The following is a 24,541-nucleotide window of genomic DNA, read 5'->3' on the forward strand; positions in this document are numbered from 1 at the left end:
GCAGATGTCCGTCAGACGTCCTCGCGGCAGAGGATCTCGCCGTGCAGCACGGCGAACCAGCCGTCCTCACGGGTGCCCCACTCCCGCCACGCCGCGGCCACGGCCTGCAGCTCGGCGCGGGTGGCGTGCCCGCCGGCCACGGCTCGTTCCGCGTACGCCGACGCCACCGTGCGGTCCGCCCACAGCCCGCTCCACCAGGCGCGTTCCTCCGCCGTGGAGTAGGTCCAGGTTCCCGTCGTCGCCGTGACGTCGGTGAACCCCGCCTCCAGGGCCCACGCCTTCAGCCGTCGCCCCGCGTCCGGCTCACCCCCGTTGGCCCGCGCCACGCGCCGGTACAGGTCCAGCCAGTCGTCGAGGCCCGCCGACCCCGGATACCAGGTCATCGCCGCGTAGTCCGCGTCCCGGACGGCGACGTACCCGCCCGGCTTCGTCACCCGCCGCATCTCGCGCAGCGCGGCCACCGGGTCACCCACGTGCTGGAGCACCTGATGGGCGTGGACCACGCAGAACGTGTCGTCGGGGAAGTCCAGCGCGTGCACGTCCCCCGTCACGAAGTCCGCGTTCGTCAGACCCCGCTCCTCGGCCACCGCGCGCGCCCGCTCCAGGATGCCCGGCTCCCGGTCGAGACCCGTGACGTGTCCGTCGGGCACCAGGGCGGCCAGGTCGGCGGTGACGGTGCCGGGCCCGCAGCCGATGTCCAGGATCCGCATGTGGGGCTTGAGCGCCCTCAGCAGGTACGCGGCCGAGTTCTCCGCGGTGCGCCAGGTGTGCGACCGCAGCACCGACTCGTGGTGCCCGTGCGTGTAGACGGCGGTCTCCCCTGCGTGCGGCATGGCGGGGCCACCCCTTCCAACTCGGCGTGAGGGCGGCCAGATTACGCGCGCCCCCCGCATGATGAGATGCGCGTTTCACATACTGGGAACACTGTCGGTCGCGGCCGCGCGGAAAGGGCGCCGGAAAACCTGTTTGCCAGGTGCTCCCGGCGCCCCGCAGAATCGCGCCCATGGGACATCTGGAAGCCGCGCACCTCGAGTACCACCTCCCCGACGGGAGGACACTCCTGGGAGACGTGTCGTTCCGGGTGGGGGAGGGGGCCGTCATGGCCCTCGTAGGACCCAACGGCGCCGGCAAGACGACGCTCCTGCGCATCCTCTCCGGCGAGCTCGCCCCGCACGGCGGCGGCGTCGCCGTCACCGGCGGCCTGGGCGTGATGCGCCAGTTCGTCGGCTCGGTACGGGACGACACCACGGTGCGCGACCTGCTGGTGTCCGTGGCACCACCCCGTATCCGCGAGGCGGCCCGCGCGGTGGACGCCGCCGAGCACGCCATCATGACCGTCGACGACGAGGCCGCCCAGATGCGCTACGCGCAGGCCCTCTCCGACTGGGCCGAAGTGCAGGGCTACGAAGCCGAGACGCTGTGGGACATCTGCACCACGGCCGCGATGGGCGTCCCCTACGAGAAGGCCCAGTGGCGGCAGGTGAGCACCCTCTCCGGCGGCGAGCAGAAACGGCTCGTGCTGGAGGCGCTGCTGCGCGGCCCCGACGAGGTGCTGCTGCTCGACGAGCCCGACAACTACCTGGACGTGCCCGGCAAACGCTGGCTGGAGGAGCGCCTCGCGGAGACCCGCAAGACGGTCCTGTTCGTCTCCCACGACCGCGAGCTCCTCGCCCGCGCCGCCGAGAAGATCGTCTCGCTCGAACCCGGCCCGGCGGGCGCCGACGCCTGGGTGCACGGCGGCGGCTTCCGCACCTTCCACGAGGCGCGGCGCGAGCGCTTCGCCCGCTTCGAGGAGCTGCGCCGCCGCTGGGACGAGAAGCACGCCCAGCTGAAGAAACTGGTGCTGACCCTGCGGCAGGCCGCCGAGAACAGCCCCGACATGGCGTCCCGCTACCGCGCCGCCCAGACCCGGCTGCGCAAGTTCGAGGAGGCCGGGCCCCCGCCGGAGCCGCCGCGCGAGCAGGACATCCGCATGCGCCTCAAGGGCGGCCGGACCGGCGTCCGTGCCGTCACCTGCGAGCGGCTCGAGCTGACCGGCCTGATGAAGCCGTTCGACCTGGAGGTGTTCTACGGCGAGCGGGTCGCGGTGCTCGGCTCCAACGGCTCCGGGAAGTCGCACTTCCTGCGGCTCCTCGCCGGTGAGGACGTCGCGCACACCGGCGCCTGGCGACTCGGCGCGCGCGTGGTGCCCGGACACTTCGCCCAGACCCACGCCCACCCCGAGCTGATCGGCCGCACCCTGCTCGACATCCTGTGGACCGAGCACGCCCAGGACCGGGGCGCCGCCATGTCCCGGCTGCGCCGCTACGAGCTGACCCAGCAGGCGGAGCGCACCTTCGACCGGCTCTCCGGCGGGCAGCAGGCCCGCTTCCAGATCCTGCTTCTGGAGCTCCAGGGCGTCACGGCCCTGCTGCTGGACGAGCCCACCGACAACCTCGACCTGGAGTCGGCGGAAGCCCTCCAGGAGGGGCTGGAGAGCTTCGAGGGCACCGTCCTCGCCGTCACGCACGACCGCTGGTTCGCCCGCTCCTTCGACAGGTTCCTGGTCTTCGGCAGCGACGGCCGGGTCCGCGAGACCCCGGAGCCGGTCTGGGACGAGCGCCGGGTGGAACGCGCCCGCTGACGCGTGGTGGCCCGGGCGCGGCGCGGGTACCCGGGACGCATGAACGCACACGACGAGCGGGGCACCACGATGACCGGAGTCGACCCGAGCCGCCTGGACGACCAGCAGCTCATGAAGGAGCTGGAGACCATCCACCGCACGCGCCACGACACGCTGCTGTACGGGTCCAACGACGCGCTGCGGGCCCACAACGAGCGCATGGCGCAGCTGGAGGGCGAGTACCTGCGGCGCAACCCGCGTCGCCCCGTCGCGCCCGGCCGCACCCGCGAGGGCGCCCGGGAGCGGACCGCCTCGGACTCCGCGACGCCGACCGCCTCGGGCACGTGAACGACGGACGGGAGCCCCGCGCCGGCGGGGCTCCCGTCCGTCACATTCACGCGGTCACGAGGCGCGCTCGGCCGCGAACACCTCCAGGAAGGTCTCGCAGAACGCCTTGAGGTCGTCCGGCTTCCGGCTGGTGACCAGCTTGTTCGAGCCGTGGTCGCAGACCTTGACCTGCTCGTCCACCCACTCGGCGCCGGCGTTGCGCAGGTCCGTCTGCAAGCTCGGCCAGCTGGTCATGACCCGGCCGCGCACGACGTCCGCCTCGATCAGGGTCCACGGCGCGTGACAGATCGCGGCCACCGGCCGGCCCTGCTCGAAGAAGTCCCGGACGAAGGCGACGGCCTTGTCGTCCATCCGCAGGAAGTCCGGGTTGGCGACCCCGCCGGGCAGTACCAGCCCGTCGAAGGAGTCCGCCGAGGCGTCGCCGACGACCTCCTGAACAGGGAAGGTGTCCGCCTTGTCGAGGTGGTTGAACCCCTGGACCTCCCCGGACTGCGTCGACACCAGCACGGGCTCGTGTCCCGCCTGCTCGGCCGCCTTCCAGGGTTCGGTCAGCTCAACCTGCTCGACGCCCTCGGGTGCGGTCAGAAATGCGATGCGCATGATGGCGCTACGTCCCTTCGTCGTTGTGTCGGTTGTCGTCTGTTTCGGTCTGTCGTCCTTGTCGGTCCGCTGTCGCGTCGGTCCGTCGCCGGTGTCGATCCGTCGTGCTCCTCCGCGTCAGCCGATGCCGATCCGTCGTGCTGCTCGCGTCAGCCGGTGTCGTCGGGGTCCGCGCGGCTGATGTCGGCGAGGGCCGACCCGGGGTCCCGGGCCTCGGCCAGGTCGCCGAGGGTCACCAGACCGACGGGCAGTCCGCCCTCCACCACGGGGATCCGCCGTACTGCGTGCTCCCGCATCAGGGTGACGGCCGACGCCACCGGGTCGTCCGGGGCCAGCGTCAGCGGGTCCGGGGTGCACACCGACCCGACGCTCACCGCGTACGGGTCCCGGCCCTCGGCCACCGCCCGCACGGTGATGTCCCGGTCGGTCACCACCCCCACGACGTGCTGTCCGTCCGCCACCACCACGTCGCCGATGTTCTGGCCGCGCATCAGTCGCGCGGCCTCGACGACCGAGGCGTCCGGACGGACCGCGACCACGCCGGGGGTCATGACGTCCTTCACGAACTGGGTCATGGCCGGCGGGCCTCCCTTCCGGTCAAGCCGTCTCCGTCTCCCGGACCCCGGTCAGCGCCCGGGCCAGCTCCTGGACGTTGTGGTAGCGGTCCTTGCGGGGCAGCCGCTCCAGCGCCTCGACGAGCGCGTCGGGGGCGTGCCGCCGGTCCAGGGCACGCATGAGTTCACGGGGGCCCGCGGGAAAGTCCCCGCGGCCCAGGGTCCGGGCCAGTTCCAGTCGCACCGTCTCCAGCGACGACGGGTCCCGGCCGGGCGTCACGGGTCCGCGCGCCACCTCGGGGTCGTCGTCGGCGAACGGCTCCGGGTCGTGCCACTCCTCGGTGCGGGTGGGATGTCCGGACCGCAGCAGGCCCTGCAGTTCGTGCTTCATCTCGTCGTCACGGTGGACGCTGAGCCGGTCACTGCCTCGCTGCATGTCTCCCTCCAGGTCGTTCGGGGGTGCGTGCCGCGTACCCGAGGAGCGCGGGCCGACACCGGCTCACACGTGGCGATCCGGGCGGATCCGGAGGGCGGGTGCGCGCAGCAGTGGTTTGACACCGGGACCGGGGGAGACCCGGGCCGCACGCCCCCCACGCGGCTTCCGGAAGGACCGGCCATGGTGGTGCTCGCGCTGCTCGTCCCGTTCCTCATGCTCGGCGTGATCCTGATGCTGGGCCGCTACGAGGACTACGTCCTGCCACCCCGAGAGGCGGAACCGGAACCGGGCGACCGGTCCATGGAAGGTTTGCGCGGCTGACACGGGGGAACGCGGACCGGTAGTGCTTCGGACAGGAGGCACGTCCGTGGCGGCGGTCGACCGCCCCCGGGCGTCCCTGTCCCGGCGGGTGCGTCCGCCACGGTGACCGTCCGTCCCCGAGCACCTCCTAGGGAGTGGCGACGCACCATGCCGAGCCGAACAGGCGCCAAGACGCATTCCCATCACGACGCACCCGACACCGTGGAGGACTTCCGCAGGCTCGCCGCCCTGCCCGAAGGACCCGAGCGGGACGCGCTCCGCGACGCACTCGTACGGGCCTGGCTCCCCATGGCCCACCGCCTCGCCGGACGGTTCCGCAGCCGGGGCGAGAGCTACGACGACCTGTGCCAGGTCGCCGCCCTGGGTCTGGTCAAGGCCGTCGACAGGTACGACCCGGACCTCGGCAACGCCTTCGAGAGCTACGCGGTGCCGACCGTCACGGGCGAGATCAAGCGGCACTTCCGCGACCACATGTGGACCCTGCACGTCCCGCGCCGCGTCCAGGAACTGCGCAACCGGGTCCGGCACGCCTCCCAGGACCTCTCCCAGACCGTCCAGGGCCGCAGCCCCACCGTCGCCGAGATCGCCGAGTGCACCGGACTGACCGAGGACGAGGTGCGCACCGGGCAGTCGGCGGCGGAGAGCTTCAGCGCCCTGTCCCTGGACGCCGAGATGCCCGGCAGCGGCGACGGCTGGTCCCTGGGCGACGCCCTGGGCGGCCCCGACCCGGCGCTGGACACCGTGGTCGACCGAGAGGCGGTCAAGGACCGGCTGGCCGAGCTGCCCGAGCGTGAGCGGGCGATCCTTTACATGCGCTTCTTCGACGACATGACGCAGAACAGCATCGCGCAGGAGCTGGGCCTGTCCCAGATGCACGTCTCCCGGCTGATCAGCCGCAGCTGCGGCCGGGTCCGCGACCAGGTGATGGGCGACACCGGCGACGCCTAGGACCTGTCCGGCATGATCCGCCGGACCGGCCCAGGGGTCTTCCTCACCCGCACGGGTGCGTCCGGTCCCGCGAATGGTGTCCGGCCGCGCGCGGGGCCGGGACGGGCGGGCTGTGATGGCACCGGGGCGACCGTCGCGCCCCAGCCGTCGCCGAAGGAGCCCGCACCATGCGCCGCACCGCCCGTGCCCTGTCCGTCGCCGCCGTCGCCGGCACCGTCCTCGGCGCGCTCGCCCCGACCGCGTCCGCCCTGACGGCCCCCGGCAGCGTGGGCGCCTGGGCGTCCCCCTCCCCGTGCGCGTCCCCGACCGCCGGACACGAGCGGCAGGGGCACGCCTCCCGCAGCGCGACGCCGACCCCGGCGGCGCCTGGCGCGCACGAGGTCGAGGAGTACACCTCGGAGACCCTGGTGGAGGAGTTCACCGAGGCCGACCTCTACGGCGCCACGTCACTCGACTCCGCCGAGGGCCTCGCCCCCGAGGAACCGGCGCAGAGCGACCCGCTCGCCCCCGAACTGGCGGAGGAACCGCCCGCCGGACTCGAGGAGCTGATCCCCGACGCGGGCGCCGAGGAGCGCGCCGGCGTGCCGGGCCCCGAGGGCACACCCGGCACGGCGCAGGTCCCCGGCGTGACCGACCCGTACGGCACGGACCCCAGTGCGACCGATCCCTACGCCGCCGACCCGTACGCCGCCGACCCGTACGCCGCCGACCCCGGAGCCATGGACCACAAGGCCCCGCCGCGCACGGCGACCGACCCCGGGACCGGTCCCGCGAGCGACCCCGAGGCGGCCCCGCTCTGGACCGCCCCGCCCAAGCCCACGACCTCGCCGACGGCCTCCCACACCCCCACCCCCACCCACAAGCCGACGACCCCCACCCACAAGCCGACGTCGACGCCCTGCCCCTCACCGACCGCGCACCAGGGCGTCCAGGCGGGCGGCGGCGGCGCCTTCACCGACTCCGTGCCCGCCCAGGTCGCGGGCGGTCTGCTGATGGCGGGCGCGTTCGGCGCCGGCGCGCACCGGCTGCTCCGCCGCCGCACCGGCCGGACGCGCATCTGACGCCTGCGCCGGGCGGCCGTGCCGGTGCGCGGCGCACCCGATCCGGCACCGTGCTCATGACGGGCCGGTCTCGGGGTACTGACTTCGCCGAGGGCGGCACGTTCGGACGCCGGGACACGGCGCCGGGCACTGGCAACTGCGCGGAGGTGGCGATGCGGACGCATCCGGAAGGCCACGGCCCGGTCCGTTTCGGGCCGCCGCTCCCCGAGGACGGGCTGCCGGTGCTGCCCGAGCTGGCCGGAGTGCTGGCGGCGGCCGCCTCCCGCGCCGGCCCCGAACCGGTCGGCGGGGGCACCGCCCTGATCGACGCGGCCTGCGGTCACGGCGAGCGGCGCGGACTCCCCGCCGCCCCCGACCGCACGATCCTCGGCCCCGGCGCGCCCGCCCTGCTCACCGCCCTGACCGCCGCCATCGACGGCGACGTCCTGGTGCCCAGGCCGTGCGCCGCCTGGTGGGCGCCGTACGCGCGGCTGCTCGGCAGACCCGTCTTCCACGTCCCGACACCCCCCGAGAGCGGCGGCGTCCCCGACCCGTACGCGCTGCTGGAGACCGTGCGCCGGATGCGCGCCGAGGGCCGCGACCCTCGGCTGCTGGTGCTGTCCGTGGCCGACGACCCCACCGCGACGGTCGCCCCGCCCGAGCTGCTGCACGAGACGCTGGAGGCCGCGGCCGGGGAGCGCCTGCACCTGGTCAGCGACGAGACCTGGCGCGACACGCTGCACGACCCGCACGGCTCGGTGCTGCTCAGCCCCGCCGAGATGCTGCCCGACCGGGTCACCGTCGTCACCGACCTCGCCGGCTCCCTGCTCCCGCCCGGCTGGCCCGCCGCTGTCGCCCGTTTCCCCGCGGGCGAGGAGGGTTCCGCGCTGCACGCGCGCGTCCTCGACGTGCTCACCGCCCTCGACGCGCGCGTGGCGGCCCCCGTCGCCGCGGCCGCCGGGTACGCGCTGTCGGAACCCGAGCCGGTCACCGCCCGCGTCGCCGCGTCCGTACGGACCCACGCGCGGGTGGCCGCCGCCGCGCACCGGGCCGTCGTCGCGGCGGGCGCCCTGGCCCGGCCCCCGCAGTGCGGACGGCACCTGTACGTGGACCTCACCCCGCTGGCGCCCGCGCTGGCCGCACACGGCGTCGGCGACGCCCAGGAGCTGGAGGACTTCCTCACCGTCCGGCTGGGCATGCCCGCGGCGGGCGGCCACCGGTTCGGCGACGACCTCGAGACACCGCGCGTACGACTGTGCACCGCGCCCCTGCTGGGGGAGACGCCCGAGGAGCGCGCCGCGTGCCTGGATGCGGACGAATCGGCGGAACTGCCACGGGTGGGACGCGCGTTGAACAAGGTGACATCGGTCTTCGACGACCTCCGTGACGACGCTCGGCGATGGGAGTCCTCTCGATGACGCAGCGGCACGAGTCGACCAGACCGACGACCACGGCACCGGACGCCGGCCCCCGGGCCCGCGACGACAGCCCCCTCCCCCCGCTCGCCGAACCGCGTCCGCTCGCCGAGCGCCGGGTGTGGCCCCGCGCCTTCCACGACCGGCTGACCGCCCCGCTGCCCGGCCTCAAGGCCTTCGCGCGCTTCGCCCGCGAGGGCGCGGTGCGGCCCGGCCCCGAGGGCCTCGCCGGCATCCCCGACCTGCCGTACGCGCCGGGCCCGGTGCCCGATGTGGACGCCCGCACGCTCGCCGTGACCTGGGCGGGCCACGCCAGCTGGGTGGTGCGGATCGGCGGGCTCACCGTGCTCACCGACCCGGTGTGGTCCCGGCGCATCCTCGGCACGCCGGCCAGGGTCACGCCCGTCGGCGTGGCCTGGGAGGCGCTGCCCCGCGTGGACGCGGTCGTCATCAGCCACAACCACTACGACCATCTGGACGCCCCGACCCTGCGGCGGCTGCCCCGCGACACCCCGATGTTCGTGCCGGCGGGCCTGGGCCGCTGGTTCCACCGCCGCCGGTTCACCCGGGTCACCGAGCTCGACTGGTGGGAGGCGGCCGAACTGGACGGTGTCCGCTTCGACTTCGTGCCGTCCCACCACTGGTCCAAGCGCACCCTGACCGACACCTGCCGCTCGCTGTGGGGCGGCTGGGTGCTCACCGCGCCCGACGGCCACCGCGTGCACTTCGCCGGCGACACCGGCTACGGCCACTGGTTCTCCCGCATCGGCAGCCGTTACCCGGGAATCGACCTGACCCTGATGCCGATCGGCGCGTACGACCCGCGCTGGTGGCTGGCCGACGTGCACTGCGACCCCGAGGAGGCGGTGCGCGCCGCCCAGGACCTGGGGGCCCGGCACATGGCGCCCATGCACTGGGGCACGTTCGTGCTGTCCGCGGAGCCGGTCCTCGAGCCGCTCACCCGGGTCCGCGCCGCCTGGGAGGCCTCCGGACTGCCCCGGGACCGGCTGTGGGACCTGCCGATCGGCGGGTCGCGGGTGCTCGCGTGACCCGCCGATCGGCGTCAGCCGGCGGTCGTGCGGCGCACCCGCCGCCACAGGCCCGGCGCCACACTGATCAGCACGGTCAGCACGACCACCGCGAGCACGCCCTCCCACGGCTCGGGGAACAGCGAACCGCCGAGGACGCCGATGAGCTGGTAGGTCGCCGCCCAGGCCAGACAGGCCGGCAGGTTGCCGCGGACGAAGCGCCGCAGCGGCCACTTCGCGACCAGGCAGGCCAGCATCACCGGGAGCCGCCCGGCCGGGATCAGCCGGGACAGCACCAGCACGGCCACCCCGTGGTCGGCGAGCTTCTCCTGGGCCTGCGCCAGCCGCTCCTCGGGGGCGCGCTCCCGGATCGCCTCCAGCCAGCGCGAGCCGTTCTTCGACGTCATCCCGCGCCGCCCCAGCCAGTACAGCGCCACGTCACCCAGGAAGGCGGCCAGCGACGCCGTCACGAACACCAGCGCCATCGAGAACGGCGCGGTCTGGTGGAAGGCGACCACGGCCGCCGAGCTGACCAGCGCGCCCGTCGGCACCACCGGCACCAGCGCCCCGATCAGCACCAGCAGGAACAGCGACGGGTACGCGATGGCCTGCTGGGTGGACTCGGGCGCCACGGCCACCGGCGGCACCAGACCGCCGGCCGCCGGCACGAGGGCGGCGGGGGATATCACCGCACGCCCCCCAGGCGCACGCTTTCCCCATGGTCGAGCCGGTGCACCACCGCCTCCGGCGCCTGCCGTGCCGCCAGCCGCTCGAACTCGTGCCCCGGCGCGTGGAACTCGTGGGGGCGCACGGCGTCCATCCCGATCGGCCAGTACGTGCCGTAGTGCACCGGCACCGCGCTCGCCGCGCCCAGCAGCGCCAGCGCCTGCGCCGCGCGCCCCGCGTCCAGGTGCCCTTCGCCCAGGTACGGCCCCCAGCCGCCCACCGGCAGCAGCGCCGCGTCGACCGGGCCGACCTCCTTGGCCATGTCCTCGAACAGGCCGGTGTCCCCGGCGAAGTAGGTGCGCGCCTCGCCCTCCACCACATAGCCGAGGGCGGGCGCGTGGCGCCGGCCGACGGGCAGCCGCCGCCCGTCGTGCAGCGCGGGCACCGCCCGCACCGCGAGGGCGCCGACGGACGTCACGTCACCGGGCGCCATCTCCGTGACGTCGAGCGCGGTCAGCTTGCGCAGCCCCGGCACGGCGCGGAGCGCGCCGCGGGGGACGAGGAGCCGGGTGCCCGGGGCGAGCCGGGCCAGCGACGGCAGATGGAGGTGGTCGGCGTGCAGATGGGAGACCACCGCGACGTCCGCGCGCAGCGCCTCCGGCGTCGGTTCCGCGCCGCGCCTGCGCCGCAGATGCGCCAGCCGGCGTGCGAACAGGGGGTCGGTGAGGACGCGCGTGTGCGAGTCCTCCAGCGTGCAGGTGGCGTGCCCCCACCACGTGACCTCCACCGGCACCTCTTCGCCTCCTTCGCGCGACTCCCCGAAGCCTACGCGCAGGAGTAGGGTCGTCGGCGAAAACCCGAGGTGGGCCCGAGGTGAGGGGGACGCCATGGCGCCGGTGCGGGTGACGGCCATCGCGAGCCTGACGCCGCTGGAGGAGCTGGACGCCGATCCGTTCCTGGTGGACTCCCGCGGCCAGCACACGATGTGCGCCCTCTGGGCCGCCGAGCACGGGTACGTGGTGGCGCGCGAGTTGCTGGTGCGCGGTCTGCGCCCCGACCACGCGCTGCTCTGGGACGGGGTGCGCCCCGGCGCCGACCTGTTCGTCGCGCCCAGCCGGAGGGTGCTGGAGCGGGCCCTGTCGTCCGTGGCCGAGTTCACCGCGGAGTGCGCGCGGCGCGGGGCGCGGGTGGAGACGGTGGGACACGCGGAGCCGTCGTACGACGCGGCGATGAAGGCCCGGGTGCACCGCAGGCTGTCCATGCCGACCGCCGGCTACGACGGCCGCTGAGTGTGCCGGTCGGCGGACCAGGGGGGACGAAAAGGCACTTCAGGACGTTGTGACAGGGTGGGGGCGGGCCAGAGACGGAACGTGAGGTGTGCGCGGCGTGGGTGACGGGCGATGGCGGAAGGTCGCCAGTCAGATCGGGCGGAGTGTCACCGTGTGGGCGGTCTCCACACTCACCATGCTCGCCCTCGCGGGCATCCTGCCCGACTTCCGGCTGCGGTCGGCCGACGGCGGCAGCGCCACCGACATCGCGGTCACCGCCGCCCTCGGCGCGGGTGCCTTCGGTCTGTTGTCCGCGCTGGTCTGGCCTCTCCTGGTGCGGCTGCTGCTGCTCGTGCCGGCGCTCGTCCTCGGCGTGCTGGTGTTCTTCCTCAACGGCGCCCTGCTGTGGGTGGCGCTGCGCCTCAACCCCGTCGAGCGCGGCTCGGCGGCCCCCGAGACGGCCGTGGTCGTCGCGGCCGTGATGTCCGCGGTCGCCTCCGCCACCGGAGGCGCCCTCGCCGTCCGCGACGACGACGCCTACCGCCGGCGGCTCTACCGGCTCGCGGACCGAAGACGGCGCTCCGACCCGCCCTGCCCGGCCACCCCCGGCACGGTCTTCGTCCAGCTCGACGGCGTCGGCCACGACGTCCTGCTGGCCGCCGTCGACAAGGGCCTGATGCCCACCGTCGCCCGCTGGCTCGGCACCGGCGGGGACCGCCCCACCCACCGACTCACCCCCTGGCGCACCGACTGGTCCAGCCAGACCGGCGCCAGCCAGCTCGGCATCCTGCACGGCAGCAACTTCGACGTCCCCGCCTTCCGCTGGTACGAGAAGGCCCGCCGCGAGGTGATGGTCTGCAACCGGCCCACCAGCGCCGCCGAGCTCCAGGCCCGCGCCATCGAGCACTCCGGCCACGCGGGGCTGCTCGCCAAGGACGGCGCCAGCCGGGGCAACCTCTTCGGCGGCGGCGCCGACGAGCAGGCGCTGGTGCTGTCCATCGCCGCCCGGCGCAGAGGCCCGGCCGCCCGCTCCCGCTCCGGCTACTTCGCGTACTTCTCCGACCCCGCCAACGCGGTGCGCACCGCGCTGTCCTTCGGCGCCGAGGTGGGCCGGGAGATCGGCCAGTCCGTGCGCGCCCGGATACGCGGACAGCGCCCGCGCGTCTCCCGCGGCGGGCTGTACCCGCTGGTGCGCGCCTTCGCCACCGTCGTCGAGCGGGACGTCGTCACGGCCGCCGTGATGGGTGACGTGCTGGCCGGCCGCAGCGCCGTCTACGCCGACCTGGTCGCCTACGACGAGGTCGCCCACCACTCCGGGCCGACGAGCCGCGACACCGAGCAGGTGCTGCGCCGCCTCGACCGCGCCCTCACCCTCATCGAGAACGTCGCCGAGCACGCGCCCCGCCCGTACCGGATCGTCGTGCTGTCCGACCACGGGCAGAGCCCCGGCGAGACCTTCCGCTCCCGCTACGGCCTCACCCTCGCCGACCTGGTGCGGGCCGGCTGCGGGCTGCCCGTGCCGCGCCGCGCCCGCAGCACCCACAGCGGCGCCGAGGCCCGCGCGGCCGTCCGCGCCGCGCTGCGCCGGCCCGTCGAGGAGGGCGCCGAGCACTACCGGCCCACCCGCGGCTCGGAGCCGGTCGTGCTCGCCTCGGGCAACCTGGGCCTGGTGTCCTTCCCGGACGTGCCGCACCGCATGACCAAGGAGGAGATCGACGCCCGGCACCCCGCGCTGCTGCCGACCCTCGCCAACCACCCCGGCATCGGCTTCCTGCTGGTGCGCAGCGAGCGCCACGGCGGGGTCGTCCTCGGCGCCTACGGCGCGGAGATCCCGCTGGACGACCTCGACGACAACCCGGGCCCGCTGGCCCCGTTCGGACCCGGCGCCGCCGACGTCGTGCGCCGCACCCACACCTTCCCGCACACCGCCGACATCATGGTCAACTCCTTCCACGACCCGGCGGACGGCGAGGTGCTCGCCTTCGAGGAGCAGATCGGTTCGCACGGCGGCCTCGGCGGCGCCCAGTCCCGGCCTTTCCTGCTCTCCCCGCTCGTCCTGTCCGCGCCGGTCCCCGAGGGCACGGACCTGGCCGGCGCCGAACAGGTCCACCACGTCCTGCGCCGCTGGCTCGCCGAGGCCGACGAGTCCGGCACCGGGCCCATGCCGGACCACCGCGAGCGCGCGGCCTGAGCGCGGCGACAGGGACGTCGCGTGCGGATATTCGCGTGACGGACACGCCCTCCGGTTGAGAACCTCGACCGCGAGTCGTCCACCGCCGTGTCGCCCGCGCCCGCCGAGGCGCGGAGAGGGAGCATCCGCGTGCAGGCAGCCGTCACCGTCACCCCCGCCCGTGTTCCGGAGCTGATGCTCGGGCTGGCGACCGTGCGGCCCGTGTTCCTCTGGGGAGCGCCCGGCATCGGGAAGTCCTCCCTGGTCCGGGAGTTCGCCGAGAGCCTCGGGCTGGAGTGCGTGAGTCTGCTGGGCACCCAGCTGGCCCCCGAGGACCTGATCGGCGTGCCGCAGATCCGGGACGGCCGCTCGGTGTTCTGCCCGCCCGCGTCGATCGCCCGGGACGAGCCGTACTGCCTGTTCCTGGACGAGCTGAACGCGGCCACCCCGGACGTGCAGAAGGCGTTCTACTCGCTGATCCTGGACCGCCGCATCGGCGACTACGAGCTGCCCAAGGGGTCCGTCGTCATCGGCGCCGGCAACCGGGCCACCGACAACGCGCTCGCCCGTCCGCTGGCCTCCGCGCTCGTCAACCGCCTCACCCACGTCCACCTGGAGGCGTCCCCGAAGGACTGGCTGGTGTGGGCGGCGGACAACGGCATCCACCCGTGGATCACCGACCACCTCACCGACCGCCCCGACCACCTGTGGTCCAAGCCGCCCAAGACCGAGGAGCCGTTCTCCACGCCCCGCTCCTGGCACATGCTCTCCGACGCGCTGCACTCCTTCGGCCGCGACCTCGACGAGGACACCCTGAAGGTCCTCGCCCACGGCACGCTCACCCCCGCCCACGCCTCCGCCTTCTGCGGCTACGTCAAGATCGTGCGCAGCCGTTTCGGCATCGACGCCGTGCTCAAGGGCGACGCCCGCTGGCCGCACCGCCCCGAGGACCGCGACCTGCTCTACTACCTCGCCGAGTCCTTCCGCGGCCGGCTGGTGAAGGAGCTGCCCGCGTCCAAGGAACACATGTCGGCGGCCGGCCGGCAGATCGCGTACCGCGCCAAGTCGCTGCTGGTGCAGCTCGCGGAGATCTCCGTGGAGGTCGCGCAGACGGTCATCGCCCCCGACACGGACGGCAACCCGGTGCTGCCGTCCTGGTTCCTCGTCGAGGCGGCCCGCGACATGCCCCGACTGGTGGAGGCGCGCCGGTGAGCCGTGCCCACGGCAGGGGCCCGCACACCAAGGGCGACAAGCAGCGCCGCAAGCGCGACCTCGCGGCGGAGGCGTTCACCGCGGGGCTGCGGATCATGCGGGCCAATCCGGCGCTGGCCGCCGTGGACGTCGACGTCTGCCGTCGCGAGGACTGTGAACTGTCCCCCCGCGACGGCCTGGTGCGCGTCGACTCCGACGCCGTGCTGCACGTCCACCCCGACCGCACGGCCGACCCGGAGACCTGGGCGTGGGCCCTCGCGCACGCCGTCCTGCACCTCGGCTTCGGCCACGTTCCCGCCGCCCCGGGGCCGCGCACCCAGCCGGACGCGTGCGAGCAGGCCGCCCGCTGCGTGGTCGTCGACCGATTCCTGCTCGGCTCGCCCGTGGGCCGGCCGCCCGAGGAGCTGCCCGCCGCCTACCCCGACGGCGACGAGGAGCGCCTCGCCGCCGCCTGGCGGCGCACCGGCGTCCCGGAGCCCTACCGGCGCTGCGGCACCGCGGGCGGCGAGCCCGACCTGCACCTGACCGACTGGAACGGCTGGTACGGGCAGCCGCCCGACCACCAGCTGGCGTTCGCCTCCGCCCTCACCCGCACCGTGGCCGCCGCGATGGACGTCGCGGGCGGCCGCCGGGACAGCCTGGAGGGCGCGCCCGCCCCGCGCCGTCCCTGGCACAAGGCGCTGAGCTGGTTCGTCTCCTCCTACCCCCTGCTCGGCGGCATCGCCTCCGGCATGACCCTGGTCGCCGACGCCGAACTGGCCCGCGCCCACGGCATCTCCGTCGCCGCCGTCAACGCCGAGGCCGGCGAGATCTACGTCAACCCGCTGCGGATCCTGGACGACGACGAGTGGCGGTTCGTGCTGGCGCACGAGATGCTGCACGCCGCTCTGCGCCACGGCGACCGCTGCGGCCCCCGCGACCCGTTCCTGTTCAACGTCGCCTGCGACTTCGTCATCAACGGCTGGCTCGTGGAGATGGACATCGGCACGATGCCCGGGGGCCTGCTGTACGACAAGGACCTCGCCGGACTGTCCGCCGAGGAGGTCTACGACCGCATCGCCGGCGAGCGCCGCTCCCGCCGCCTGGCGACCCCGCGCGGCAAGGGCCTCGGTGACGTCCTCGGCGCCCCGCTCGGCCCGCCCCGCGACTGCGTCGACCTCGACGGCTTCTACCGCCGGGGCCTCGCCCAGGGCCTGGACCTGCACGACCGCCAGGAGCGCGGACTGCTGCCGGCCGGCCTGGTCGAGGAGATCCGCGCCCTCAGCCATCCGCCGCTGCCCTGGGACGCCCGGCTCGCCCGCTGGTTCGACGAGTTCGTGCCCCGCCCCGAGCCGCTGCGGTCCTTCGCCCGGCCCTCCCGGCGCCAGGCGTCCACCCCGGACATCCCGCGCGCGGGCCGCCGGTACCCGCCCGAGGAGGTCGCCCGCTGCACCTTCGGCGTCGTCCTCGACACCTCCGGCTCCATGAACCGGACCCTTCTCGGCAAGGCGCTCGGCGCCATCGCCTCCTACGCGGAGTCCCGCGACGTGCCGGCGGCGCGCGTGGTGTTCTGCGACGCCGCGCCGCACGACGCGGGCTACGTCCCGGTCACCGAGATCGCCGGGAGAGTGCGGGTGCGCGGCCGGGGCGGCACCGTCCTCCAGCCGGGCGTCGACCTGCTGGAGCGCGCCGACGACTTCCCGCGGGGCGCACCGGTGCTGGTCATCACCGACGGCTGGTGCGACGTGCTGCGGGTGCGGCGCGAGCACGCCTACTTGGTCCCGCGGGGCGGGACCCTCCCCTTCGCCCCGAGGGGGCCCGTCTTCCGGGTGAGTTGAGCCGTGATGTGATCGGATGGACCAGGGCACCCGGTGATCCGGATGTCCGGACCGAGCACCGCCGGTCACCCGGCCGGACTTTTCTCGAAAGGATTGCGTCATGGCAACCACGCGCGCCGCACACACCGTCTGGGAAGGCAGCCTCTTCAAGGGCAGCGGGGTCGTCGCCTTCGACTCCTCGGGCGCCATCCCCGAGCAGCCGGTCACCTGGGCCTCGCGCGCCGAGGACGCGAACGGGAAGACCAGCCCCGAGGAGCTGATCGCCGCCGCGCACTCCAGCTGCTTCTCGATGGCCCTGTCCAACGGCCTCGACAAGGCGGGCACCCCGCCCACCCGGCTCACCACCAACGCCGAGGTCACCTTCGTGCCCGGGCAGGGCATCACCGGCATCCACCTCACCGTCGAGGGCACCGTCCCCGGTCTGGACGAGGCCGGTTTCGTCGCCGCCGCCGAGGACGCCAAGGTGAACTGCCCGGTCAGCCAGGCGCTCAAGGGCACCGAGATCACCCTGACGGCGAAGCTCGCCTGACCCGCCCGTACCGCAAGGGCCACCGCAGGCCGCCCCGTCACCGGGGCGGCCTGCGCCGTCCTCGCCAACGGAAGCCGCCGCCATGACGTCACGCCCCGCCGTCTCCGCCCACCGCGGAGGGACCGAGCGCGCCGCCCCGGCCACCTGGGAGGCGTACCGGGACGCGCTCGCCTCCGGCGCCGAGTACGTCGAGTTCGACGTACGGCGCACCGCGGACGGCGTCCTCGTCGTCCACCACGACGCCCGGGTGGGCGGTACCGGGCCCCTGCTGTCCACGCTCACCCGCGCCGAGCTGGACGCCCGCGCCGGACACCCGGTCCCGGTCGTCGAGGACGTGATGGAGCTGATCGCGGGGAAGCTCGTCGCCCACCTGGACCTGAAGGAGACCGGCTACGAGCGGGAGCTGCTGGACCGGGCCGTGGCCGTGCTGGGGGAGGACGGGGTCGTGGCCACCACCCTGGAGGACCGCTCCGTCGCCGCCCTCACCGCCGCCCGCCCGCGCGTGCGCGCCCTGCTCTCCCTGGGCCGCGACGGCCGGGACCTCGGCCGCCGCCGGCTGGTGCGCACCCGGATCAGCGAACTGCTGCCGTTGCGCCGCGTCCGAGCCTGCGGCGCCCACGGGGTCGCCGTGCACCAGCGGCTGGCCCGCGCCACCGTGCTGCGCGAGGCCGCCCGAGGCGGACTGTTCACGATGGTGTGGACGGTCAACGACGATGCGGCGCTGCGCGTCTTCCTCGACGACCCGCGCGTGGACGTCCTGGTCACCGACCGTCCCCGCCGTGCGGTGACGCTGCGCGACCACCCGGACGGCGGCGACTCCCGCTGACTTCCCTCCGCCCGCACACTTGACAAGATGCCGCTCAAGTTTTGTGCTGGAAGTGTTGGAAGGCCGGAGCGGAGCCCTGACGGAAGGGGTTACAGCGATGGGACGTGCCGTCGGAATCGATCTGGGAACCACGAACTCGGTGGTGGCCGTGCTCGAAGGCGGTGAGCCCACCGTCATCGCCAACGCGGAAGGCGCCCGCACCACACCCTCGGTCGTGGCCTTCGCGAAGAACGGCGAAGTGCTCGTCGGAGAGGTCGCCAAACGGCAGGCCGTCACCAACGTCGACCGCACCGCCCGCTCGGTCAAGCGGCACATGGGCGACGCCCAGTGGCGGTTCCCCGGGCAGGGCTCCGTCGACGGCACCCGCTACCGGGCGCAGGAACTGTCCTCCCGTGTGCTGCAGAAGCTGCGCCGGGACGCCGAGTCCTACCTCGGCGAGGACGTCACCGACGCCGTCATCACCGTGCCGGCGTACTTCGACGACACCCAGCGGCAGGCCACCAAGGAGGCCGGCGAGATCGCCGGCCTCAACGTGCTGCGCATCATCAACGAGCCCACGGCCGCGGCGCTCGCCTACGGGCTGGACAAGGAGAACGACCAGACCGTCCTGGTGTTCGACCTCGGTGGCGGCACCTTCGACGTGTCGCTGCTGGAGATGGGCGAGGGCGTCATCGAGGTGAAGGCCACCAACGGCGACACCCACCTCGGCGGCGACGACTGGGACCAGCGGATCGTGGACTGGCTCGCCAAGCGCTTCAAGGGCCAGTACGGCGTCGACCTGGCGCAGGACAAGATGGCCGTCCAGCGGCTGCGCGAGGCCGCCGAGAAGGCGAAGATCGAGCTGTCGTCGTCCAGCGAGACCACCATCAACCTGCCGTACATCACCGCCTCCGCGGAAGGCCCGCTGCACCTGGACGAGAAGCTCACCCGGGCCCAGTTCCAGGAGCTCACCGAGGACCTGCTCGACCGCTGCAAGAAGCCCTTCCACCAGGCGGTCGAGGACGCCGGGGTGCGGCTGTCCGACATCGACCACGTCATCCTCGTCGGCGGCTCCACCCGGATGCCCGCCGTGACCGACCTGGTCCGCGAACTCACCGGCAGGGAACCGCACAAGGGCGTCAACCCCGACGAGGTGGTGGCCCTCGGCGCCGCCCTCCAGGCGGGCGTCATCCGCGGCGACGTCAAGGACGTGCTGCTGCTCGACGTCACCCCGCTGTCCCTCGGCATCGAGACCAAGGGCGGCATCATGACGAAGCTGATCGAGCGCAACACCACGATCCCCACCCGGCGTTCGGAGATCTTCACCACCGCCGCCGACAACCAGCCGTCGGTCGGCATCCAGGTCTACCAGGGCGAACGCGAGATCGCCGCGTACAACAAGAAGCTCGGCACGTTCGACCTGACCGGGCTGCCCCCGGCCCCGCGCGGGGTGCCGCAGATCGAGGTGGCGTTCGACATCGACGCCAACGGCATCATGCACGTCTCCGCGAAGGACCTGGGCACCGGCAAGGAACAGAAGATGACCGTCACCGGCGGCTCGGCCCTCCCGAAGGAGGACATCGACCGCATGATGCGGGAGGCCGAGCAGTACGCCGAGGAGGACCGCAGGCGCCGGGAGGCCGCCGAGACCCGCAACCAGGCCGAGCAACTCGTCTACCAGACCGAAAGGTTCCTCACCGAGAACGGCGACAAGGTGCCCGCCGCCACCAGGTCCGAGGTGGAGTCCGCCGTCGCCGACGTCAAACGGCTGCTGGGGCAGGAGTCGCCCGACACCGGCGAACTGCGCGCCGCCGTGGAGAAGGTCGCCACGGTCAGCCAGCGCATGGGCCAGGCGATGTACGCGCAGACCGGGGCCGCCGACACCGGCGGAACGGCCGGGCCCGGCCCCGCGGACGGCGGCGGCACGTCACCAGGCGACGACGACGTCGTGGACGCGGAGATCGTCGACGACGACAAGGACGGCGGCGGCCGCCAGGAGGGCGCGGCCTGAGCCCGCGGGCGCCTCACAGGCGCTCGCGGCACTCCCGCAGCAGCTTCTCGGTGCGCCGGGCGGAGGCCGCACGGGCCGTCATGTGGTCCAGCACCTCCAGGTGCACCGAGACCTCCTTGCGGGAGTCCAGGTACAGCGCGCCGGTCAGGTACTCGGTGAACACCATGTCCGGCAGCTCCGGCTCGGCGAACCGGAACAGCGAGAACGGCGCGTACGTCCCCGGGTGCGGCCCGTCCGCGAACTCGGCGATCTGCAGCGTGACCCGGTCCCGCTCCGCGTACTCCAGCAGCTTGTCGAACTGGTCGCGCATCACCCGGCTGTCCCCGCTCACCGGGCGTCGCAGCACCGTCTCCTCCATCAGCACCCACAGGTGCGGCGGGTCGGGGCGCTCCAGCAGCCGCTGCCGCTCCATGCGCAGCGCCACGTGCCGCTCGACCGTCTCCGGGCCCGCCGTGCCGATCGTGCCGGCCTCCAGCACGGCGCGCGCGTAGTCCTCCGTCTGGAGCAGTCCGGGGACGAAGTGCGGCTCGTAGGAGCGGATGATGCGGGCGGCGCCCTCCAGGCTGACGTACAGGCTGAACCACTCGGGCAGCACGTCGTGGTACCGCTGCCACCAGCCCGGGCGGTTGGCGTCCTCGGCGAGCGTGACGAACGTGTCCGCCTCGCCGTCGGGCACCCCGTAGGCGGTCAGCAGCATCTGGACGTACGGGATCTTCAGGGCGACCTCGGCGGTCTCCATCCGGCGGACGGTGGCCGGCGCCACCCGCAGTATGCGGGCGGCCTCCTCCCGTGAGAGACCCGCGGCCTCCCGCAACTCGTACAGCCGCCGTCCCAGGACCACCTGGCCCACCGTGGGTGCGGCCCGCCGCTCACTCAACGCCACGCCTCCCCAACGTGCTCGGGCACGCGCTCATCCTGTCATGTCTCTCCGAGACTCTCACGAGCCGCAGGTGACCGCCCTTCTCCCGCCGCCCGCCGCATTACCCCGGACGTAATCGACCCGTACGGCGCCGCACGGGATCGTGGACGCACCGAGCCCCGCACCGCACCCCACGGAGGATGACGCCCCATGTCCACGACCCCGCTGACCTCGCCCGTCCGGACCGGAGCCCCGCTGCGCCGCCTGCTGGCCCTCGACGCCGCGGTGACCGGAGTCAACGCCCTCGCCTACCTCGCCCTCTCCGGACCGCTCGGCCGGTTCCTCGGAATCGGCTCCGGGCTGCTGCTCGCACTGGGCGCGTTCCTCGCCGTGTACGCGGCCGGCGTGGGCCTGCTGGCCGCCCGGCCGCACCCGCCGACGGCCGGCGTACGTGGTGTCGTCGAGGCCAACCTCGCCTGGACGGCGGCGAGTTTCCTGGCGCTCGCGCTGTGGCTCTCGCCCACCACCGCGGGCGCGGTGTGGGTCGTGCTCCAGGCGCTCACCGTGGGCGGCCTCACCCTGATGCAGCACCAGGCGCTGAAGGCACGTCAGTCCAGCCAGGTCTGAAGGTACGCGGCCGTCGCCGGGTCCGCCGGGAGCAGCGTCTCCACGGCCAGCTCGGCGACGGTCACGTCCATCGGGGTGTTGAACGTGGCGATGGACGACACGAACGACAGCGTCCGCCCCCGGTGCTCGATCACCATCGGCAGCGCGAAGTACGCCACCGGCTCCGACGGTTCCTCCGCGCGTCCGGCGGTGTCCGGCACCGGGTACGCCGCCACCTCGTCGTGCAGCGCCCGCAGCCGGTCCGAGCGGCGCAGGGCGATGCTCCGCCGCATCTGCTCCAGCAGGTGTCCGCGCCACTCCGGCAGGTTCCGGATCCGCGGCGCCAGCCCCCGCGGGTGCAGGGTGAGCCGCACCGCGTTCAGCGGCGGCGTCAGCAGACTCTCCGGGACCCCCTCGAACAGCGCCAGTACCCCCCGGTTGGCCGCCACCACGTCGTACGCCGCGTCCACCACCAGTGCCGGGTACGGCTCGAACCCGCCGATCAGCCGCTCGATGCCGGTGCGCACGACCTCCAGCGCCGGGTCGTCCAGCGGGGTCTCCGGATAGCGGGGCGCGTAACCGGCCGCCAGCAGCAACGCGTTGCGCTCCCGCATCGGCACGTCCAGGTGCTCCGCCAGCCGCAGCACCATCTCCTCGCTGGGCCGGGACCGGCCGGTCTCGACGAAGCTGATGTGCCGGGCCGACGAGTCGGCGCGCAGGGCCAGCTCCAGCTGGCTGACCCGCCGCCGCTGCCGCCAGGCGCGCAGCAGCGGGCCCACACCCTCGGTGCGGGGGACGGTCTCGGAGGGGGCAGCGGTCATGACAGGACCGTAGTCGAGGAACCCTCGGCCGGGGAGCCGCCCGCCCTTCCGGCCAGGGCACGGACCGGGCTTCTGTGGCAGCCTGGACGCGCCACGAAGAGCCGACCCGGCGAAGGAGCACCGCGCATGCCCGTCGAACCGCTGTCCCGGACGGAGATCGAGTCCCGGCTCGCCGAGCTGCCGGGCTGGACGCTCGACGGCGACCGCCTCACCCGCGCCTACCGGCTGGACTCGCACATCGCGGCGGCGGCCATGGTCGTCCACGTCGCCCGGGTGCAGGACGAGCTGGACCACCACTCCGACCTCACCCTCGGCTACCACACGGTGTCCCTGTCCGTGCACACCCACAGCGCGGGCGGCGCCGTCACCGAGAAGGACCTCGAGCTCGCCCGGAGGGTGGAGGACCTGGCGCCCGCCCACGGGGCACACTGAGGCGCGTGCTGGACTACGACGAGGAAGCGGAGCGCTACGACACCCTGCGCGGCGGTGAACCCCGCGCGGCGGCCGCCGCCGAGGCCGTCATGAGCCTCGTCCCGCGCCGGGCGCGGCGGCTGCTGGACGTGGCCTGCGGCACCGGCATCGTGACCCGGAGATTCCCCGCGGCCCGCCCCGGACTGCGGGTCACGGGCGTGGACCTGTCGACGTCGATGACCCTGCGAGCCGGCGTCCGGCTGCCGGGTGCCGTGGTGCGCGCCGACAGCCGCCGGCTGCCCTTCCGCGACGCGAGCTTCGACGCGGTGGTCAGCGTGTGGCTGCTGCACCTGCTGACCGACCCCGCCGACGTGCGGGCCGTCGTCGCCGAGTGCGCGCGGGTGCTGCGGCCCGGCGGGGTGTACGTGACCACAGTGCACAAGGGGCTGTCGCACAACGTGGGCAGCGACATCGACGCCGTGCTCGCCGAGCGCCCGCCGAGCCCCGTGCCCGACGACCCCGCGACGGTCACGGCCTGCGCGGCCGGGCACGGACTGGTCCCGGCGGGGGAGGCCCGCTTCCGGGGCCACGGCCAGGGCCGCAGCCCCCGCCGCACGGTGGAGGACCTGCGGCGCGGCTGGTTCGTCACCCTCCCGCCCGGCCACCTCCTGGTCGAGGAGTTCGCCGCCCGCCTCTCGGCCCTCCCCGATCAGGACCGCCCCCGCCCGGACCCGGTCTTCACCCTCAGGGCGTTCCGCAGGACGGCGTAGGGTCACCCGCCGAGCAGCCGGCAGGGCACCGCTTCCTCGACGGCTCCCGCCTCGCCGTCCGCCCGCACCCGGTACAGGCGGGCCCCGGGCGACCGCGTCACCGCCTCGGTGAGACGCCCGTCCGTGAAGAGCGCCGCCGCGCCGTCCTCCACCGCCCACCCGGCGGGCAGCGCGCCGCGCGCCACGGCCGCCCGGTAGGAGGACCGGCGCCCGGGTTCGCTGTCGTAGTGCGGGCACACCGAGCCGGGCAGCAGCCCGAACCCGTCCGGGAGGTGGGTCAGCGGGCCGTAGGAGTCGGTGTGCGACCCCTCGGCCCAGCAGTTGGCCCCGGCGCTGATCCCGCACAGCAGCGTCCCGCCGGCGTACGCCTCCCGCAGCAGCCGGTCGACACCGTGCACCCGCCAGACGGCCAGCAGGTTGGCGGTGTTGCCGCCGCCGACGTACACGACGTCCTGCGCGAGCAGGACGTCACGCAGTGCCGTGTCGCTCGACTCCCGCCGGAACAGGGGGAGTACGGACGGCTCACAGTCCCGCGCCCGGAAGGCGTCGAAGAACTTCTCGATGTACGCGGGCGCGTCCCCACTGGCCGTAGGCACGAAGCACACGTTGGGCCGTGAGGCACGCGCATGTCCCAGCACCCAGTCGTCAAGGACCCCGTCCGCGTCCGTGGAGAACCCGCCCCCGAGCAGCGCGATCCGGCTCACCGTCCGCTCACCTCCGCGACGGCGCGGAGCCGTTCGAAGGCGGTGGGGGAGGGGCGGTGGGGAAGGAAGGCGGCGATGGCGCGGGCGCAGTCCGCCGGGCTCGTCGTGGTCGTGTCGCACTCGACGTCGTACACGCCGTGCGCGTGCACCCGCGTGTACTGGCGGGCGGCGAGGCCCGCCGGGCGGTCGCCCCGCTCCCGCTCGCGCCGCTCGGTCTCCTCCAGCGAGCACCGCACGCCGACCAGGACGACCTCCCGCGGCTCGAACAGCTCCAGACAGTCGGCCAGCCTCCATTCCTCGCTCAGCACATGGTCGACCACCACGTTGTTCCCCGCGGCGGCCATCCCCGCGACCGCGCGGTGGTACCCCCGCCAGGTGCGGTGCAGCACGTCGGGCAGCCGGTCGGCGTCGATCTCCCGGCTCGTCCGCATCCGGTGGAAGGAGTCCACGGGCATGTGGAAGTACGGCTCCTCCAGCACCTCCAGCAGTTCCCGGGCGATGCTGGACTTCCCCGAACTGGACGTGCCGTTGAGGAAGATGATCCGTCCGTGCATCGGGGCTCCTTCGGGGTCGCCGGCGGGGGCGGGCCCATCATCCCCC

27 protein-coding genes are annotated in these 24,541 nt (G+C 74.2%); 17 read left to right on the forward strand and 10 right to left on the reverse strand.

Annotated features, from left to right (window positions below; all coding sequences use genetic code 11):
- Positions 1-11 precede the first annotated feature (11 nt).
- Complete coding sequence (locus tag MTR79_RS11525) at positions 12-833, reverse strand: methyltransferase domain-containing protein (protein ID WP_189363589.1); 822 nt, start codon at positions 831-833, stop codon at positions 12-14.
- A 170-nt stretch (positions 834-1,003) separates the two neighbouring features.
- Here MTR79_RS11525 and MTR79_RS11530 point away from each other — a divergent pair, with 170 nt between their 5' ends.
- Positions 1,004-2,623 carry an ATP-binding cassette domain-containing protein gene (locus MTR79_RS11530; protein ID WP_086699124.1) on the forward strand — a complete coding sequence of 540 codons (1,620 nt, stop codon included), beginning with the start codon at positions 1,004-1,006 and terminating at the stop codon, positions 2,621-2,623.
- Between the two features lie 39 nt (positions 2,624-2,662).
- Positions 2,663-2,950: a DUF6158 family protein gene (locus tag MTR79_RS11535; protein WP_086699136.1), complete on the forward strand. Its 288-nt coding sequence runs from the start codon at positions 2,663-2,665 to the stop codon at positions 2,948-2,950.
- A 54-nt stretch (positions 2,951-3,004) separates the two neighbouring features.
- On the opposite strand, the gene MTR79_RS11540 is transcribed toward MTR79_RS11535, so the two are convergent.
- The 3 genes from MTR79_RS11540 to MTR79_RS11550 all read right to left on the reverse strand — a co-directional run bounded on the left by MTR79_RS11540 (position 3,005) and on the right by MTR79_RS11550 (position 4,540).
- Complete coding sequence (locus tag MTR79_RS11540; protein ID WP_086699125.1) at positions 3,005-3,550, reverse strand: type 1 glutamine amidotransferase domain-containing protein; 546 nt, start codon at positions 3,548-3,550, stop codon at positions 3,005-3,007.
- 149 nt (positions 3,551-3,699) lie between these two features.
- Complete coding sequence (locus MTR79_RS11545; RefSeq protein ID WP_189363591.1) at positions 3,700-4,125, reverse strand: CBS domain-containing protein; 426 nt, start codon at positions 4,123-4,125, stop codon at positions 3,700-3,702.
- Between the two features lie 22 nt (positions 4,126-4,147).
- A complete protein-coding gene (locus MTR79_RS11550) occupies positions 4,148-4,540 on the reverse strand; it encodes a DUF2795 domain-containing protein (RefSeq protein WP_086699128.1) in 393 nt (130 codons plus the stop codon).
- Positions 4,541-4,720: 180 nt separating this feature from the next.
- On the opposite strand from MTR79_RS11550, the gene MTR79_RS11555 reads away from it, so the two are divergent.
- From MTR79_RS11555 to MTR79_RS11575, 5 genes are all read left to right on the forward strand, one after another.
- On the forward strand, positions 4,721-4,861 hold the full coding sequence (locus tag MTR79_RS11555; protein WP_175447150.1) for a hypothetical protein: 141 nt from the start codon (positions 4,721-4,723) through the stop codon (positions 4,859-4,861).
- 147 nt (positions 4,862-5,008) lie between these two features.
- Complete coding sequence (locus MTR79_RS11560; RefSeq protein WP_244790018.1) at positions 5,009-5,809, forward strand: RNA polymerase sigma factor SigF; 801 nt, start codon at positions 5,009-5,011, stop codon at positions 5,807-5,809.
- A gap of 167 nt (positions 5,810-5,976) precedes the next feature.
- Positions 5,977-6,870, forward strand: a complete 894-nt coding sequence (locus MTR79_RS11565) for a hypothetical protein (RefSeq protein ID WP_244790021.1) — start codon at positions 5,977-5,979, stop codon at positions 6,868-6,870.
- A gap of 152 nt (positions 6,871-7,022) precedes the next feature.
- Positions 7,023-8,267 carry an aminotransferase class I/II-fold pyridoxal phosphate-dependent enzyme gene (locus MTR79_RS11570; RefSeq protein ID WP_244790023.1) on the forward strand — a complete coding sequence of 415 codons (1,245 nt, stop codon included), beginning with the start codon at positions 7,023-7,025 and terminating at the stop codon, positions 8,265-8,267.
- Complete coding sequence (locus tag MTR79_RS11575; protein WP_086704720.1) at positions 8,264-9,313, forward strand: MBL fold metallo-hydrolase; 1,050 nt, start codon at positions 8,264-8,266, stop codon at positions 9,311-9,313. The genes MTR79_RS11570 and MTR79_RS11575 overlap by 4 nt, the downstream gene beginning before the upstream one ends.
- A gap of 14 nt (positions 9,314-9,327) precedes the next feature.
- Here MTR79_RS11575 and MTR79_RS11580 read toward each other — a convergent pair whose 3' ends face one another.
- Together MTR79_RS11580 and MTR79_RS11585 are read right to left on the reverse strand one after the other, a co-directional pair.
- On the reverse strand, positions 9,328-9,960 hold the full coding sequence (locus tag MTR79_RS11580; protein WP_086704726.1) for a VTT domain-containing protein: 633 nt from the start codon (positions 9,958-9,960) through the stop codon (positions 9,328-9,330).
- Between the two features lie 17 nt (positions 9,961-9,977).
- Positions 9,978-10,751 (reverse strand): MBL fold metallo-hydrolase, encoded by a 774-nt coding sequence (locus tag MTR79_RS11585; RefSeq protein WP_086704721.1) that lies wholly within the window; start codon positions 10,749-10,751, stop codon positions 9,978-9,980.
- Positions 10,752-10,845: 94 nt separating this feature from the next.
- Here MTR79_RS11585 and MTR79_RS11590 point away from each other — a divergent pair, with 94 nt between their 5' ends.
- From MTR79_RS11590 to dnaK, 7 genes are all read left to right on the forward strand, one after another.
- A complete protein-coding gene (locus tag MTR79_RS11590; protein ID WP_086704722.1) occupies positions 10,846-11,247 on the forward strand; it encodes a hypothetical protein in 402 nt (133 codons plus the stop codon).
- Positions 11,248-11,335: 88 nt separating this feature from the next.
- Positions 11,336-13,417, forward strand: coding sequence for a phage holin family protein (locus MTR79_RS11595; RefSeq protein WP_244790025.1), 2,082 nt, complete (start codon positions 11,336-11,338; stop codon positions 13,415-13,417).
- A 129-nt stretch (positions 13,418-13,546) separates the two neighbouring features.
- Positions 13,547-14,608 carry a MoxR family ATPase gene (locus MTR79_RS11600; RefSeq protein ID WP_086704724.1) on the forward strand — a complete coding sequence of 354 codons (1,062 nt, stop codon included), beginning with the start codon at positions 13,547-13,549 and terminating at the stop codon, positions 14,606-14,608.
- Positions 14,605-16,425 carry a hypothetical protein gene (locus MTR79_RS11605; RefSeq protein ID WP_244790027.1) on the forward strand — a complete coding sequence of 607 codons (1,821 nt, stop codon included), beginning with the start codon at positions 14,605-14,607 and terminating at the stop codon, positions 16,423-16,425. Before MTR79_RS11600 ends, MTR79_RS11605 begins: the two co-directional genes overlap by 4 nt.
- A 100-nt stretch (positions 16,426-16,525) precedes the next feature.
- Positions 16,526-16,954, forward strand: a complete 429-nt coding sequence (locus tag MTR79_RS11610) for an OsmC family protein (protein WP_033273722.1) — start codon at positions 16,526-16,528, stop codon at positions 16,952-16,954.
- An 82-nt stretch (positions 16,955-17,036) separates the two neighbouring features.
- A complete protein-coding gene (locus tag MTR79_RS11615; RefSeq protein WP_244790029.1) occupies positions 17,037-17,780 on the forward strand; it encodes a glycerophosphodiester phosphodiesterase family protein in 744 nt (247 codons plus the stop codon).
- Between the two features lie 97 nt (positions 17,781-17,877).
- The gene (gene dnaK / locus MTR79_RS11620) at positions 17,878-19,770 is read left to right on the forward strand and encodes a molecular chaperone DnaK (RefSeq protein ID WP_244790031.1); all 1,893 of its coding nucleotides are present in this window, start codon (positions 17,878-17,880) and stop codon (positions 19,768-19,770) included.
- A 13-nt stretch (positions 19,771-19,783) separates the two neighbouring features.
- On the opposite strand, the gene MTR79_RS11625 is transcribed toward dnaK, so the two are convergent.
- Positions 19,784-20,647 carry a helix-turn-helix transcriptional regulator gene (locus tag MTR79_RS11625; RefSeq protein WP_086705145.1) on the reverse strand — a complete coding sequence of 288 codons (864 nt, stop codon included), beginning with the start codon at positions 20,645-20,647 and terminating at the stop codon, positions 19,784-19,786.
- Positions 20,648-20,839: 192 nt separating this feature from the next.
- Between MTR79_RS11625 and MTR79_RS11630 the strand changes: the two genes are divergently transcribed.
- Positions 20,840-21,256 carry a hypothetical protein gene (locus MTR79_RS11630; RefSeq protein ID WP_189363598.1) on the forward strand — a complete coding sequence of 139 codons (417 nt, stop codon included), beginning with the start codon at positions 20,840-20,842 and terminating at the stop codon, positions 21,254-21,256.
- Here the strand turns inward: MTR79_RS11630 and MTR79_RS11635 are convergent.
- Entirely contained in the window at positions 21,238-22,056 is an 819-nt protein-coding gene (locus MTR79_RS11635) for a helix-turn-helix transcriptional regulator (RefSeq protein WP_086705143.1), read from the reverse strand. The genes MTR79_RS11630 and MTR79_RS11635 overlap by 19 nt on opposite strands.
- A 126-nt stretch (positions 22,057-22,182) precedes the next feature.
- On the opposite strand from MTR79_RS11635, the gene MTR79_RS11640 reads away from it, so the two are divergent.
- Complete coding sequence (locus tag MTR79_RS11640) at positions 22,183-22,488, forward strand: 4a-hydroxytetrahydrobiopterin dehydratase (protein WP_086705142.1); 306 nt, start codon at positions 22,183-22,185, stop codon at positions 22,486-22,488.
- A 5-nt stretch (positions 22,489-22,493) separates the two neighbouring features.
- Positions 22,494-23,237, forward strand: a complete 744-nt coding sequence (locus MTR79_RS11645; protein ID WP_189363600.1) for a class I SAM-dependent methyltransferase — start codon at positions 22,494-22,496, stop codon at positions 23,235-23,237.
- Positions 23,238-23,239: 2 nt separating this feature from the next.
- Here MTR79_RS11645 and MTR79_RS11650 read toward each other — a convergent pair whose 3' ends face one another.
- Positions 23,240-23,941 carry a peptidase E gene (locus MTR79_RS11650; protein WP_244790033.1) on the reverse strand — a complete coding sequence of 234 codons (702 nt, stop codon included), beginning with the start codon at positions 23,939-23,941 and terminating at the stop codon, positions 23,240-23,242.
- Positions 23,938-24,495 (reverse strand): AAA family ATPase, encoded by a 558-nt coding sequence (locus tag MTR79_RS11655; protein ID WP_086699324.1) that lies wholly within the window; start codon positions 24,493-24,495, stop codon positions 23,938-23,940. The genes MTR79_RS11650 and MTR79_RS11655 overlap by 4 nt, the downstream gene beginning before the upstream one ends.
- Positions 24,496-24,541 lie beyond the last annotated feature (46 nt).

The sequence above is a fragment of the Streptomyces sp. BJ20 genome (assembly GCF_022869105.1).
GTDB lineage: Bacteria > Actinomycetota > Actinomycetes > Streptomycetales > Streptomycetaceae > Streptomyces > Streptomyces griseoincarnatus.

What these genes read in the sequence shown, in the direction of transcription:
- MTR79_RS11525 (WP_189363589.1), bottom strand. Translation starts at nt 833, where the DNA reads ATGCCGCACGCAGGGGAGACCGCCGTCTACACGCACGGGCACCACGAG.
- MTR79_RS11530 (WP_086699124.1), top strand. Translation starts at nt 1,004, where the DNA reads ATGGGACATCTGGAAGCCGCGCACCTCGAGTACCACCTCCCCGACGGG.
- MTR79_RS11535 (WP_086699136.1), top strand. Translation starts at nt 2,663, where the DNA reads ATGAACGCACACGACGAGCGGGGCACCACGATGACCGGAGTCGACCCG.
- MTR79_RS11540 (WP_086699125.1), bottom strand. Translation starts at nt 3,550, where the DNA reads ATGCGCATCGCATTTCTGACCGCACCCGAGGGCGTCGAGCAGGTTGAG.
- MTR79_RS11545 (WP_189363591.1), bottom strand. Translation starts at nt 4,125, where the DNA reads ATGACCCAGTTCGTGAAGGACGTCATGACCCCCGGCGTGGTCGCGGTC.
- MTR79_RS11550 (WP_086699128.1), bottom strand. Translation starts at nt 4,540, where the DNA reads ATGCAGCGAGGCAGTGACCGGCTCAGCGTCCACCGTGACGACGAGATG.
- MTR79_RS11555 (WP_175447150.1), top strand. Translation starts at nt 4,721, where the DNA reads ATGGTGGTGCTCGCGCTGCTCGTCCCGTTCCTCATGCTCGGCGTGATC.
- MTR79_RS11560 (WP_244790018.1), top strand. Translation starts at nt 5,009, where the DNA reads ATGCCGAGCCGAACAGGCGCCAAGACGCATTCCCATCACGACGCACCC.
- MTR79_RS11565 (WP_244790021.1), top strand. Translation starts at nt 5,977, where the DNA reads ATGCGCCGCACCGCCCGTGCCCTGTCCGTCGCCGCCGTCGCCGGCACC.
- MTR79_RS11570 (WP_244790023.1), top strand. Translation starts at nt 7,023, where the DNA reads ATGCGGACGCATCCGGAAGGCCACGGCCCGGTCCGTTTCGGGCCGCCG.
- MTR79_RS11575 (WP_086704720.1), top strand. Translation starts at nt 8,264, where the DNA reads ATGACGCAGCGGCACGAGTCGACCAGACCGACGACCACGGCACCGGAC.
- MTR79_RS11590 (WP_086704722.1), top strand. Translation starts at nt 10,846, where the DNA reads ATGGCGCCGGTGCGGGTGACGGCCATCGCGAGCCTGACGCCGCTGGAG.
- MTR79_RS11610 (WP_033273722.1), top strand. Translation starts at nt 16,526, where the DNA reads ATGGCAACCACGCGCGCCGCACACACCGTCTGGGAAGGCAGCCTCTTC.
- MTR79_RS11615 (WP_244790029.1), top strand. Translation starts at nt 17,037, where the DNA reads ATGACGTCACGCCCCGCCGTCTCCGCCCACCGCGGAGGGACCGAGCGC.
- dnaK (WP_244790031.1), top strand. Translation starts at nt 17,878, where the DNA reads ATGGGACGTGCCGTCGGAATCGATCTGGGAACCACGAACTCGGTGGTG.
- MTR79_RS11630 (WP_189363598.1), top strand. Translation starts at nt 20,840, where the DNA reads ATGTCCACGACCCCGCTGACCTCGCCCGTCCGGACCGGAGCCCCGCTG.
- MTR79_RS11635 (WP_086705143.1), bottom strand. Translation starts at nt 22,056, where the DNA reads ATGACCGCTGCCCCCTCCGAGACCGTCCCCCGCACCGAGGGTGTGGGC.
- MTR79_RS11640 (WP_086705142.1), top strand. Translation starts at nt 22,183, where the DNA reads ATGCCCGTCGAACCGCTGTCCCGGACGGAGATCGAGTCCCGGCTCGCC.
- MTR79_RS11655 (WP_086699324.1), bottom strand. Translation starts at nt 24,495, where the DNA reads ATGCACGGACGGATCATCTTCCTCAACGGCACGTCCAGTTCGGGGAAG.